Below are 12,659 nucleotides of genomic sequence, written 5' to 3'. Positions count from 1 at the left end.
CGGCTGTTACCCGCGCCGACGGCGGACACGCCTACGACGCGGTCAGTGGAAGCCGCCCGAACGGTCCCGGGCCTTGAGCCGGACCGTGGGCAGGGCCGGGGCGGGCAGCGGCGGGTCGGGATCGTCGGCGACCACCCCGAACCGCCGACCGGCCATCCAGTCCTCCCGGGCGGTGGCGATCTCCTCGTGGCTGCGGCCGACGAAGTTCCACCACATCACCAGCGGCTCCTCGAACGGCGTCCCGCCGAGCAACATCAGCCGAGCACCCGGCCCACCGCGCACGGTCAGGGTGTCCCGGCCGACGCCGAGCCAGAGCAGCGCCCCGGGCTCCACCGCCACGTCGTCCACCTCGGCGGCACCGTCGAGCACCAGCAGCGCGTACTCGAAGTCGCGGCGCAACGGCACCCCGACCGGACCCGCACCGCGCAGGTCGAGCTGCGCGCCGAGCAGCGGGGTGTGCACCCGGGCCGGCGAGACCTCGCCGCCGAGGTCACCGACCAGCAGGGTGACGTCCAGGTCGCCGTCGCGCCACCGGGGCAGCTCGGCGTGGTGGGCGAAGTCGGCCGCGCCGGCCCGGGCCGGGTCCGGCAGCGCCACCCAGAGCTGCACGCCGTGCATCAGTGGCGGATGGGCGGCCGGTGACCGCTCGGAGTGGGCTATCCCGTGACCGGAGGTCATCACGTTGAGCTGGCCGGGCCGGATCGGTTGCACGTTGCCGAGGCTGTCCCGGTGCAGGATCTCGCCGTCGAGCAGCCAGGTCACGGTCTGTAGGCCGGTGTGCGGGTGCGGGGGCACCTCCATGCCCGGCCGCTGCGCCACGTCGTCCGGACCGAAATGGTCCACGAAGCACCAGGCGCCGACCATCCGGCGGGTGCGTTGCGGCAGCAGCCGACGCACCGTGGTGTAGCGCCCCAACGGCACGTCGTGGCCGGGCAACAGGACGCTGCCGGGGTCGACGGTGGCCACACCGGGTGGTCGGGTCTGCGCGGGCATCGACTCGGCACGTTCCACCATCCGACTGTACGCCCGTGCGCCGGGCCCGCTCAGCCTCCGCGTACGGTCACCCGGTTCGCGCCCGCCACCAGGTCCAGGAAGATCCGGTCGCCGGCCCGGTCCCACCCCGGCGACCCGAGCACCGTCTGCGGGGCGACGCCGTCGAGGCGCTCGTCGTAGACGGCGACCGCGCCGGCACCGGCGACCGACCGGACGCGGACCGGGACGCTGCCGACCACGGTGACATCGAACCGGTTGACCCCGCCGGTCACCCGCACCACGACCAGTCCCTCCACGGCGGGCAGCCGCAGCGTGGTCCGGGTCGCCCCACCGGCCAGTTCCAGGCCGCTCAACCGGGCGGCGGCGAGGTCCAGCCGCCGTTCGGTGCTGCCACCGTTGAGCGACACCTGCCAGCGCACCCGGGCGTTGAGCAGCACCTCGACCTCGCCCGGCCCGGTACCGTCCTGGGTCAGCCGCAGTCGCACCCGGTCGCCGGCCAGTTCCGGGCGGAGCCGGGTCACCGACTCGGCCGGTGTGATGATCCGGTACAGCTCCTCCCCCAGGTCCGTCACCCGCAGGTCGAACCGGGACACCCCGTCGACCAGCTCGAAGCTGGCCCGCTGGCGACCCGCAAGCGGCGCGGTCTCGACCTGCTCGGGGCGCTGCGCCGCCGCCCGGGCCGCACCGCCCAGTCCGCTGGTGCCGTCGGGCGCGGCGGTGACCTCCGGCAGGTCGCCGGAGAAGACCCGACCGAGTCGGTGCGGGTCGGAGAGGATCACCACCACGGCCGTCGCGCCCAGCCCGAGCATCAGCACCGCCGCGGCGGCGAGCAGCCGCGCCCCGGCCGACCAGGTCGGCCGCCCGTCCCCGGGCTCGTCCTCACCCACGGTCACGTCGTCACCCACAGTCACGCCGTCGGTGACTCGCATGTCGTCACCGACGGTGGCCGGCGGTGCCGGCACCTCGTCCCCCGACCCCCGTCCCGAGGGTGTCGGACGGTACGCCTCGTGCTCCGAGTCGGCCATTCCACGTCCCCTTCCACGGTCCCCTACCAGCAGGTACGCGCCAGGGGACGGGTCGGATCAGTCAACTCGGCGACGAACCTCGCCCTCGGCCGGCGACTCCAGCCGCCCGGCGACCTTGCCGGCGCAGTCGCCGAGGACCTCCCGGGCGTCCAGGCCCAGGCTCTCGATGGCGACCAGCGCGGTGAACGCCACATCGGCCAGCTCCGCCGCCACGTCCGCCCGGGTGTGCGTGACCCCCTTGCGGGGGTTCTGGCCGAGGAACCCGATCCAGGCGCCCGCCACCTCACCGGCCTCCTCGGTGAGCTTGAGCATCCGGCAGGTCAGCTCCGCCTCACCGGTGCCGTTTGTCACGTCCAGCCAGTCACGCGCAGTGCGTACAGTCGTCCAGATCGTCTCGTCCACGCTGCCAGTGAACCGGACAGTGGTCACCATCCGTATCCGGGGGCACCGCGTGACGGGGCGACAAGGCACGGCACCACGCCGTGCCCGGACCGGAAGGACGTGTCGGTGATGCCGGAGACGGTCGAGTCGGTGTTCGCCAGTGTGGTCAACCGCAACCCGGGTGAGCCCGAGTTCCACCAGGCCGTACGGGAGGTGTTGGAGAGCATCGGCCCAGCGCTCGCGCGCCACCCCGAGTACGCCGACGCCCGGATCATCGAACGGATCTGCGAGCCGGAGCGGCAGGTCATCTTCCGGGTGCCGTGGGAGGACGACCGGGGTCAGGTCCGGGTGAACCGGGGATTCCGGGTGGAGTTCAACAGCGCCCTCGGCCCGTTCAAGGGCGGCCTGCGCTTCCACCCCTCGGTCTACCTGGGCATCGTCAAGTTCCTCGGCTTCGAGCAGATCTTCAAGAACGCGCTCACCGGGCTGCCGATCGGAGCCGGCAAGGGCGGTGCCGACTTCGACCCCAAGGGCTGCTCGGACCGCGAGGTGATGCGGTTCTGCCAGAGCTACATGACCGAGCTGTACCGCCACATCGGCGCGCAGACCGACGTGCCCGCCGGTGACATCGGGGTGGGCGGCCGGGAGATCGGCTACCTGTTCGGCCAGTACAAGCGGATCACCAACCGGTACGAGTCGGGCGTACTCACCGGCAAGGGCCTGTCGTACGGCGGTGCGCAGGCGCGTACCGAGGCCACCGGGTACGGCGCGGCGTTCTTCGCCGAGGAGATGCTCACCCAGAGCGGGGACAGCATGGACGGCAAGCGGGTGGTGGTCTCCGGTGCCGGCAACGTGGCGATCTACGCGATCCAGAAGGTGCACCAGCTCGGCGGCAGGGTGGTCGCCTGCTCCGACTCGTCCGGGTACGTCCTGGACGAGAAGGGCATCGACCTCGACGTGCTGCGGGACCTGAAGGAACGCCGCCGGGGCCGGCTCGCCGACTACGTACGCGAGGTGCCGCACGCGGTCGCCGTCGCCGGGCGTACCCCCTGGGAGGTCCCCTGCGACCTGGCCCTGCCGTGCGCGACGCAGAACGAGATCGGCGGCGCCGAGGCCGCGCAGCTCGTCGCCGGCGGCTGTGTCGCGGTGGTGGAGGGCGCGAACATGCCGACCACCCCGGAGGCGGTCCGCATCCTGGGCCGGGCCGGGGTCCGGTTCGCGCCCGGCAAGGCGGCCAACGCCGGTGGGGTGGCGGTCAGCGCCCTGGAGATGCAGCAGAACGCCGCCCGGGAGTCGTGGACGTTCGCGGAGTCGGAGCAGCGCCTGCGCGAGACCATGCGCGACATCCACGCGCGCTGCTGGGCCACCGCCGAGGAGTACGGCCTACCCGGCGACTACGTGGCCGGCGCCAACATCAACGGCTTCCGCCGAGTAGCCGAAGCCATGCTCGCCCAAGGCCTGATCTAACCTCCCCCTCCCCCACCCCACCCTTACCCCCACCCACCCCCGCCGCCCCCGCCGCCCCACCTCCGCCCTGTTGATCAAGGAGTTTTGGTGCTCGATGAGCCCTGAAAGCACCGAAACCTCTTGATCAACGGGGCGGGACGGCGGGGCGGGGCGGCGGGGCGGGGCGGCGGGGCGGGCGGGGCGAGACGGCGCGGGGCGGCGGGGCGGGGCGGTCTACGTCGGGTGGATGGCGGTGATGGTGGGGAGGACCGCGACGACGTCGAAGCTGTGACGGGGTGACGGCAGCTCGTGGTAGTGCTCCTCGTCGCGCTCGGGGTCGTACATTCCGGAGATCACTCGGGTCCGCGCGGACCGGCCGAGAAGCGGGGCGATCTCGGTCGGATCCGGCGCACGCAGGTCCACGACCCGTACGTCGTCGTCCCCGCCGGTCAGCAGCATCGCCTCCAGCGAGTCCGGGCTCGCCGGGGGAAGGTCCCGCTCGGGAATCCGGCCGTGGCCGAAGGTGAGATGGACGGCGGCGTACCCGTCGCCGAGCGCCGCCCGGAGATGGCCGCCGGTCATGACCTCGTGCGCCGCGACGCGCGCGCTGCCCTCCCAGAAGACGATGCGGTCACCGGTGCGCCGTTGGTGTGCGAGGAGCCGATCGGCAGCGGCCCGTTCCTCCCGCGCCAGGTCGTGTCCCGCGCCGATGGCGTTGGCATGGTGCGCCACGATCGCATCGAGCATCGACAGGGCTTCGTCACGTTCCGGGCCCCGGTCGAGCCCGGCGACCAGGTCCTGGGCGCTGCGGGCGAGGTCGACGAAGGGCGTGCCGGGGTGGGTGCCGCGCGCACGTCGGACGTGCTCGCCGTCGTCGTGGGCGGTGCGGATGACGTCGAACAGCTCCGTGACGCGGGTGGCCGTCGTCGCGTCGAGCCGCGCGAGCAGCCCCACGACACGGTCGTAGTCGGCGGGCAACACGCGCGAACCGCCGATCGCGATGATCCGCACCGGATCCGCCGGGTGCCGCTCGTTGTGCCGGCGCAGCCGACCGAGCGCCTCGCGCATCTCGGTCGTCCGCCACGGCCCCCACGCCTGGCCGAGCGTCGCGTCGAGATCGATCTGCTGCCCCTGGACGAACTCGTCGTACCGCTCACCGATCCGCGGGTTGTCGAGCATCGCGAGGACGCGGAATCCGGATTCGACCAACGCGTGGGTGGTCTGCTCGACGAGGCCGAAGAGTTCGTGCGCCTCGCGGGTGGAGGTGCCCAGACCGACGATCGTGGCGTGGTCGACGAGGGATGAGATGCGGTGCCCGGTCTGCCGGAGGTCGTGCGTCCGTCCACTCATACGACGCACGATCACAGTTCAACATAAGGTGAAGTCAAGGCCGTACGGGTGCCTACCGGGCCGGTTGGCCGCGCCCGATGTCGCACAGCCTGGCGCCGGACTCCAGGGCAGCAAGGTGCGTCCTGAGATCGGCCACCCGCTCCTCGGCCTCGCTGACCAGCCGGTGGGCGACCTGACCCCACTCCTCGGGCGTCGGGTTCGCCGACAGGCCGCCGAAGAGGACGGCGATCTCGCGCACGGTCATGCCGACCCGCTGGGCGACCCGGGCGACCTCGATGCGGCACACGGCCGACTCCTCGAAACGGCGTTGGTTGCCTGCGGTGCGGACTGCGTTGATCACGCCATGGCTCTCGTAGAACCGTACGGCGGACGGGGCGACGCGGCTGCGGACGGCGACGTCGCCGACGGTGAGCGTCATCGAGGAAGCCAGCTTCACGGTCATACCCGCACCGTAGCCACGCCCCGACTTGACTTCAACCAATGTTCAACATGGAGCCTCACCTCCATGACCGCTTCGCATGAACAGCACGACGGCACCCCACCCTCCGGCGTACGCGTGGCCGTGATCTCCGCGAGCGTGCGCAAGGACCGGATGGGGCCGACGATCGCCGACTGGGTCGTCGCCGCGCTGGGGAGCGCCGCCGACGTCGATCTGATCGACCTGGCCGACACGCTCCTGCCCGACGACAGTCTCCTGTATCCGGGCGGTGGGCCGAAGAGCGCCGTGGCCGACCGGATCGACGCGGCCGACGCCTTCGTCTTCGTGATGCCGGAGTACAACCACAGCTACCCGGCCTCACTCAAGCGCCTGATCGACTGGCACTACGCGGAGTGGCGCCTGAAGCCCGCGACGATCGTGGCGTACGGCGTGCACGGCGGATACGCCGCGATCGAGCAGCTCCGCGGCGTGCTGGCCGAACTCAACGTCGTGACCACCCGCCGGGTCATCGGCCTGCCCGCGCCGTGGGACTGCCTGAACGACCAGCAGCGGTACGCGCCGGACGACCGCCTCTGCCGCGGCCTGGCCGGGTGCCTCGACGAGCTGCGGTGGTGGGCCGACGTGTTGGCCGACGCACGCCGGACCCGACCCTTCCCAACGTAGGACCCACGGCGCGGGACGGCCACGAAACGGTGCCGGTGCCCGCCGGAGGGAACGGCGGGCACCGGCACCGGTGCTCACTGCGGGACGAGCCCGCGGTGTCGGATCAGCTCGCGCTGCCGAAGCGGCGACGGCGCCAGAGCACCGTGCCGAGCAGCATGACCGCGCCCGCGGCGACGAGACCGCCACCGACCTTCATCGGTGTGCTCGTGCTGCTGCCGGTGACCGGCAGGTGGTGCTTCTTCTTGTGCAGCACGCGCAGCTCGACGCTGGCGGTCCGGCCGGACTCCCGGCCGGTGGCGGTGAAGGTGAGCAGACCGGTCACCGACGGGGTGTACCGGCGGCTGAACTCACCCCGCGCGTTGGTCCGGGCCGTGAAGGTCAGCGGTGCGCTGGCCTGGAAGGCGACCGGTGCCATGGCCACGGTGCTGCCGTCGCTGCGGCGGGCGGTGCCGGCGGCGGGCGCCGCCAGCGGCTGGGTGGTGACGGTGATGTCAACCGTCTCGTTCGGCCCGTAGTTGCGGCCGGTCAGGACGACCGTCTCACCGAGGAAGATGGTCGGTCGGTTCACCGTGAGCGAGGCCAGCGCCGGCGGATAGGGCGGTGGCTGAGGTGTTCCATCCACGGATGGCGTCGGCTGCGGCTGCGCCGCCCCCGCCGCGGTCGGCACGGCTACCACGGCCAAACCGACCGTGAGCGCCATGATGATGCGGGATAGCCGCATTGTTGGTTCCCTCCTACTGAGTACAGCTTGGTGCGGTGACAACATGGGTGGTCCATGGGGTGGCGGTGGGCGTGAGCCACAGCTCGGCCGTGCCGCTGTCCGTCTTGCCGGTCAGCAGCGAGACCTGCAGCGTCCGGGTGTCACCCGGTCCGGTCTCGACGTTCACCGTGGCCACCTGGCGGCGTCGCTCGGTTCCGTTGCCCACCGACGTCTCGGCACCGTCGAGGTGGGTGTCGAGCACCGCCCCGCCGGCCGGGCCGTAGACCGAGACCAGGGTCCGAACCGTGTACGGGTCTCCTGCCTGGGCCAGTCCGAGCACGGACTCGGTGAGGCCCGAGGCCGGCGCGGTGGATCGCAACGTCACCCGGAGGTGCAGTTCGCGACGACCGTCGGCGTGGCAGTCGCCGACGGTGAGGTCGGCGGTCTGCCGGAGGTAGTAGCCGAGCTTCGCGCCACTGCCGTCGTTGAGGAACACGCCGACAGTGGGCACGGTGTCCTGCTCCGGAAGCGTCCCGGCCATCCGGCTCTCGCCGAACACCCGCTGTTCCTCCGGATGGGCACTCCAAAACAGTATCCGACGTTCTTGTATAGAGCGGCTAAAAGCGGACAATAGCCCGTTCGGGTGTGTGTTACGGGCGAAAAGGGTGTCGAACACGGTCGCGGCGGCGGTGGCGAAGAAGGTGTCCTGCTCCTTCGGGGCCATCTTCTGATAGGTGTCGCTGAGCAGGGTCCGCACCGCGTTCTCCGCGCTGAGCGACACGCCGCCGGGCACCCGGACCGGCCCGGTGGCCTGCAACAGGTACGACAGCACCACCGGGTCGACGGCGAGCACCCCGTCCACGGTGTCGCCGCTGTGCCGCCGGTACATCTCCCGGTAGAGCGCGGCAGCGGTCGGGAAGTGCGGGCTGAGGTTGACGTCGGCCGGGTACATGCCGGGCAGCTCGCCCCAGAGGGCGCGCTGCTCGGCCGGGATCTTCAACGGCTTGGCGAACATGCCCATGCCACTGCTGGCACCCTGGTCGCCCATCTCGATGCGGCCCTTGTTGGCCCGGATCACCGCGTACGCGCCGAACATGCCGCCGGTGGAGCGCAGCTCGGCGGAGTTCTGCGACACCAGCAGGTAGCGCCGGGCGCCGTCCACTCCGAGCAGCGGCGGCAGCAGGCGGGTGGCCTTACCGGCCGCCGAGGTCATGGCGGCCAGCCGGTCGATCTCGCCGCGCAGCTCCTGGAGGGCCTCGCGTACCTGCCCGACCAGCCGGTCGGCGGGCACCACGGACAGTTCGGCGCGGATCCGCTGGACGGTGGCGTCGACCTCGACCAGCTCGTCACCGACGCCCCGCAGCCCGCTCAGGTCCAGCCGCCCCTCGCGCGGCACCAGACCGCCGAGGTCGACCCGCAGCAGTGCCGGGAACGCCTGGCGGGCCAGGTCGTCGACGGCGACGGAGATCCGTCGGACGGCCGCGAGGTTGGCGCCCGCGTACGGCGTGTGCTGGGCCGTCCACCAGCCGGGATCGGCGGTGGCCTGACGGGCGGCGCCGGACTGCACCTGCAACGCGGCGAGGGTCCGCTGCGCCCGGTCGGTGTCGCCACCGACCAGGTGCGCGCTCAGCTCACCGGCCAGCCCGGCGGCGTTGACCAGGTGCGCGCGGGCCTGCCAGCCCCGGAACCCCACCCATCCGACGACACCCGCCAGCAGCGAGCCGACCACCAGCGTGACGAGCAGGGCACGGCGCAGTCGGGCCCGCCGTCGCCGGCGGGACCGGCCGCGGGTACGGCGCGGGCTCTCGCGTTCCGTCACACCACTCTCCACTCCGAAATTCGGACAGAAGCCACCATTGTTCCTAACAGGTAACGATCCTGTTGGTGCTTTAATGACGCTCTTGGGTCATATGTGAGTTTCGGTCGCGACTCGTGTTCCGCCGCGCGTCGGCGGCCGCCGCCCGCAGCAGCGCCTCGATGCGGTCCACCCCGGCCGGCAACGCCATCTCCCGCAGGTACGCCTCCCGGCCGCGTCGGCCCATCTCGGCGCGCGCCGGTGCGGGGATGTGCGCGGCCAGCCAGAACCGGTCCGCCAGGGTGGCCCAGTCCTCCGGCGGGCAGGAGAGCCCGGCACGGGTGCGTTCGACCAGGGCCGCCGTGTCGCCGCCGGTCGACGCCACGACCGGCGCACCGCAGGAGAGCGCCGCCTGGAGCTTGTCCGGCACGGCGCTGCGCAGCGCCGGCAGGTCCCGGGACATGACCAGTTGGTAGTCGGCGGCGGCGTACAGCTCCGGCATGTCCAACGGCGAGCGCCGGTCGACGAACCGGACGTTGTCGGCGCGCAGTTCGTCGGCGAGCCCCCGCACCCGCCGCTCGTCCGCCCCCGAGCCCACCAGGACCAGGTCCACGGTCCTCTCCAGCGCGGCCGCCGCCCGTACCGCGGTCTCCAGACCCTGCCGCGCCCCGATGGTGCCGGCGTGCATCACCACGCACCGGTCGTCACGGCGCACCAGGCGACGCGCGGCCGGACCGGCCGTGGCGGGTTGGAAGATCCGCTCGTCGGTCCAGTTCAGCACCGTCCGGACCTTGGCCGGATCCACCCCGACCCCGACGACCGCGTCCTGCAACGAGGGCGCGGTCACCGCCACCACGGTGGCAGCCCGGTAGGTCAGGGCCATCGCCGCCCGCACCCGGGCCGCCCACCGCCCGTCGCCGCCGTCCGGCAGGTCCTCGGCCCACACGTCCGGCACGTGCAGCACCAGCGGGACCGGGCCGAGCAGGCGCAGCAGGGCCGCCGTGGCGAACGCGGTGGCCGGCGGCTGGTGCACGTAGAGCACGTCGACCCCGGCGAGGTACCGACGTCCGACCAGCGCGGCGCTGCCGGCGAAGGAGAGCCAGGAGGCGATCCGGCCGCGCGGCGTGAGGTCACCGGTGCTGTACCGGGGCACCCGCCGCACGGTCAGACCCCGGCTGCGCGTCTCGTGACGCCAGCGCTGGTGCCACCCCGGGTAGACGTGCCCGCCCGGGTAGTCCGGGAAGCCGGTCAGCACCCGCACCTCGTGGCCGCGGGCGGTCAGCTCCTCGGCCAGGCTGCCGGGGATGAAGGCCGGTTCCGGCGGGAAGTGGTACGTCAGCAGGCCGATCCGCATCCCGCCACCTCCCTGGCCGGGCGTCCGTCCGGCGCGGCGGCCGGGTACCACGGCGGCCCGGCTGCGTACGATCTCGGCAACCCCTCACCGGACGGTCGCCACCGGCGGTCGTCCCCCGTCGCGGCGCTGCCGCCGGCGGCCACGTCGTCGAAGGGGTCACCCATGCTCACCGGGGTGCTGTTCGTCTGCCACGCCAACCTGTGCCGGTCGCCGATGGCCGAGTACACCGCGCGTCGCCTGCTCGCCGGCCGCCCGCTGACCGTCGCGAGCGCCGGCACCGACGCTGTCGAGGGCCTGGAGATGCACCCGCACGCCGCCGAGATCGCCGCCGGGGCCGGTGCGGATCCGGCGGCGTTCCGCAGTCGGCGGCTCGCCTCCGCGCACCTGACCGAGGCGGTGCTGGTGCTGACCGCCACCCGGCGCCAGCGCAGTATCTGCACCGCGCTGGCGCCGGCGGCGCTGCACCGGACGTTCACGTTGCGCCAGTTCGGCCGGCTCGCCGCGGCGGCCGCGCCCGCGACGGACGAGCCGGACGACTCGCTGGAGGCCGCGGTGGCCGCCGCCGCCCTGGCCCGGGGACGGCTGCAACCCGCCCCGGCCGACGCCGACGACCTGCGCGACCCGGTCGCCGGTACGCCCGCCGACTTCCGCGCCTGCGCGGAGGAGATCGAGCGGTCGCTGCGCCCCCTGGCGGCGCTCATCGGGGCAGCCGGGTGAGTTCCTGGGTGTGATCGGGCAGGTCGGCCACCGGCTTACGCTCGGCGTGCCGACCGGCACCGGCCCGCTCGCCCGTCGCGGTCGTCGCCTCCGGTGTCTCGGCGACCACCCGGTACGCCTCGTACTGGTATGCCTCCGCCTTGGGCACCCGGGCCATGTTCAGCACGCAGCCGAGCAGCCGTACCGAGACCGAGTGCAGCGCCCGCGCCGCGGCGGCCACCTGCGCCCGTGAGGTACGCCCCTGCTGGGTGACCAGCAACGCGCCGTCGGCCTGCACCGCGACCACCACACCGTCGGTGACCGCGAGCAGCGGCGCGGTGTCGATGACGACGATGTCGGCGGACTCGCGCAGGGCGATCAGCAGGTCGGACATGGCCTTGGAGCCGAGCAGCTCGCTCGGGTTCGGCGGGGCCGAGCCGCTGGGCAGCACCAGCAGGGACTTGTCGCCCCAGCGCTGGACCACGTCGCCGACCTGCACGTCGCCGACGAGCACGTCGGTCAGCCCGACGCCGGAGTCGATGCCGAGGTAGTCGCCGACCTTCGGCCGGCGCAGGTCGGCGTCGACCAGCAGGACCCGCCAGCCCGCCTCGGCCAGGGCGATGGCCAGGTTGCACGACATGGTGGTCTTGCCCTCGCCCTGCAACGCGCTGGTGACGGCGATGACCCGGGCGGGTTCGTGCACGTCGACGAAGCGCAGGTTGGTGCGGAGCTTGCGGACCGCCTCGGCCCGCGCGGAGGTGGCGGCGTCGCCGACAATCAGCGGGGCGGTACGGGCGCTGGTGTCGATCGGGATCTCGCCGAGCAGCGGGCTGCCGGTGACCCGTTGCAGGCCGGCGGCGTCCCGCAGGCGTACGTCGGCCATGCCGCGCAGGATCGCCAGGGCCACCCCGGCCAGCAGGCCGATCAGGGTGCCGATGGCGGTGTTGCGCAGCGGCTGTGGCGAGACCGGGGTGGGGGTGACCCGGGGCCCGCTGACCACTTCGATCTTGATGGGTCCGGCGCTGCCGTCCGGCCGGGCCTCGACCTTCTGCACGAGTTCGACGAACTTCGCCGAGAGCGCCTCTGTCACGCGCAACGCGCGGGTCTGGTCGGTGTCGGTCACCGACGCCCGCAGCAGGACGGTGCCGGTCTCGGTCGACGTGCTGACCCGCTGCTGGACCTCCTCGGCGGTCAGCCCGAGCTGGTTGTCCGCGACCGCCGCCTGCGCCAGCCGGTCGCTGGTCAGCAACTCGGCATAGGACTTGACGCGCTGTTGCAGGAAGAGACCACCCTGGTAGGCGTCGGTGACGCCCTGGCTCGGGGTGGTGACGAAGAAGGTGACCGAGGCGACGTAGCGAGGCTGCGCCCGAACGGTGACCAGGGCGGTCAGCCCGAGGGCCACCACGAGGGTGACCAGGACGATCCACCAGCGCTGGCGTACGAGACGCAGTTGGCGGTACAGGTCCATCAGGCGCGCCTCCGTACCGGGCCGGTAACGCCAAAGAAACTCACGAAAACCCCCAAGGTCTCTTCAATCTCGTGAACCATTAAAGCCGCTCATAAGCGTTATGTCCGGAGTTAGGGGTTTTCCTCGGTGGAGGACCGCGCCCGCAATGCCCAACCGGACCGACCGTCCGTCGGAATCGCCTCTCCACCGGGAAAAATGCGATTTCTCCGTCGGGATGTGCCGGATCGGCACACGGTGACCAGGTGCGGGGCACTCCCCCGGGCTCGTCGCCACCGGCGCCGCTGGATAAGGTCGTGGACGGTGTGCCGGGAAGCCTGGTCGGCGTGGCAGTCGTGCTGTCCCCGACCGG

The 12,659-nt window shown here is 72.6% G+C and carries 12 protein-coding genes; 3 read left to right on the top strand and 9 right to left on the bottom strand.

The annotated features are described in order from the left end of the window. Window positions 1–42: 42 nt before the first annotated feature. From ACIBO1_RS17810 to ACIBO1_RS17800, 3 genes are read right to left on the bottom strand one after another with little or no spacing between them, the layout of a single operon-like run. Window positions 43–1,011, bottom strand: a complete 969-nt coding sequence (locus ACIBO1_RS17810) for a pirin family protein (protein ID WP_396747802.1) — start codon at window positions 1,009–1,011, stop codon at window positions 43–45. A 32-nt stretch (window positions 1,012–1,043) separates the two neighbouring features. After that, window positions 1,044–2,018, bottom strand: a complete 975-nt coding sequence (locus ACIBO1_RS17805; RefSeq protein ID WP_396747589.1) for a hypothetical protein — start codon at window positions 2,016–2,018, stop codon at window positions 1,044–1,046. 57 nt (window positions 2,019–2,075) lie between these two features. After that, window positions 2,076–2,420: a MazG-like family protein gene (locus tag ACIBO1_RS17800; protein ID WP_396747586.1), complete on the bottom strand. Its 345-nt coding sequence runs from the start codon at window positions 2,418–2,420 to the stop codon at window positions 2,076–2,078. A 108-nt stretch (window positions 2,421–2,528) separates the two neighbouring features. On the opposite strand from ACIBO1_RS17800, the gene gdhA reads away from it, so the two are divergent. Continuing rightward, a complete protein-coding gene (gene gdhA, locus ACIBO1_RS17795) occupies window positions 2,529–3,866 on the top strand; it encodes an NADP-specific glutamate dehydrogenase (protein ID WP_396747583.1) in 1,338 nt (445 codons plus the stop codon). Window positions 3,867–4,079: 213 nt separating this feature from the next. On the opposite strand, the gene ACIBO1_RS17790 is transcribed toward gdhA, so the two are convergent. Further along, on the bottom strand, window positions 4,080–5,195 hold the full coding sequence (locus ACIBO1_RS17790; RefSeq protein WP_396747580.1) for an erythromycin esterase family protein: 1,116 nt from the start codon (window positions 5,193–5,195) through the stop codon (window positions 4,080–4,082). A 52-nt stretch (window positions 5,196–5,247) separates the two neighbouring features. Further along, window positions 5,248–5,637 (bottom strand): MerR family transcriptional regulator, encoded by a 390-nt coding sequence (locus ACIBO1_RS17785; RefSeq protein WP_396747577.1) that lies wholly within the window; start codon window positions 5,635–5,637, stop codon window positions 5,248–5,250. 63 nt (window positions 5,638–5,700) lie between these two features. Here ACIBO1_RS17785 and ACIBO1_RS17780 point away from each other — a divergent pair, with 63 nt between their 5' ends. Then, complete coding sequence (locus tag ACIBO1_RS17780) at window positions 5,701–6,297, top strand: NADPH-dependent FMN reductase (RefSeq protein ID WP_396747574.1); 597 nt, start codon at window positions 5,701–5,703, stop codon at window positions 6,295–6,297. A 103-nt stretch (window positions 6,298–6,400) separates the two neighbouring features. Here ACIBO1_RS17780 and ACIBO1_RS17775 read toward each other — a convergent pair whose 3' ends face one another. From ACIBO1_RS17775 to ACIBO1_RS17765, 3 genes are all read right to left on the bottom strand, one after another. After that, window positions 6,401–6,865 (bottom strand): hypothetical protein, encoded by a 465-nt coding sequence (locus ACIBO1_RS17775; RefSeq protein ID WP_396747571.1) that lies wholly within the window; start codon window positions 6,863–6,865, stop codon window positions 6,401–6,403. Between the two features lie 166 nt (window positions 6,866–7,031). Next, a complete protein-coding gene (locus ACIBO1_RS17770) occupies window positions 7,032–8,816 on the bottom strand; it encodes a DUF4012 domain-containing protein (protein ID WP_396747568.1) in 1,785 nt (594 codons plus the stop codon). Between the two features lie 70 nt (window positions 8,817–8,886). After that, entirely contained in the window at window positions 8,887–10,146 is a 1,260-nt protein-coding gene (locus ACIBO1_RS17765; RefSeq protein ID WP_396747565.1) for a glycosyltransferase family 4 protein, read from the bottom strand. A gap of 162 nt (window positions 10,147–10,308) precedes the next feature. Here ACIBO1_RS17765 and ACIBO1_RS17760 point away from each other — a divergent pair, with 162 nt between their 5' ends. Beyond that, on the top strand, window positions 10,309–10,863 hold the full coding sequence (locus ACIBO1_RS17760) for a low molecular weight phosphatase family protein (RefSeq protein WP_396747562.1): 555 nt from the start codon (window positions 10,309–10,311) through the stop codon (window positions 10,861–10,863). Here the strand turns inward: ACIBO1_RS17760 and ACIBO1_RS17755 are convergent. Then, complete coding sequence (locus ACIBO1_RS17755; RefSeq protein WP_396747559.1) at window positions 10,844–12,310, bottom strand: polysaccharide biosynthesis tyrosine autokinase; 1,467 nt, start codon at window positions 12,308–12,310, stop codon at window positions 10,844–10,846. The genes ACIBO1_RS17760 and ACIBO1_RS17755 overlap by 20 nt on opposite strands. Between the last annotated feature and the right edge of the window lie 349 nt (window positions 12,311–12,659).

This window comes from Micromonospora sp. NPDC049903 (genome assembly GCF_044460945.1).
Classification (GTDB): domain Bacteria; phylum Actinomycetota; class Actinomycetes; order Mycobacteriales; family Micromonosporaceae; genus Micromonospora.
This window is presented reverse-complemented; position numbering and strand designations above follow the sequence as displayed.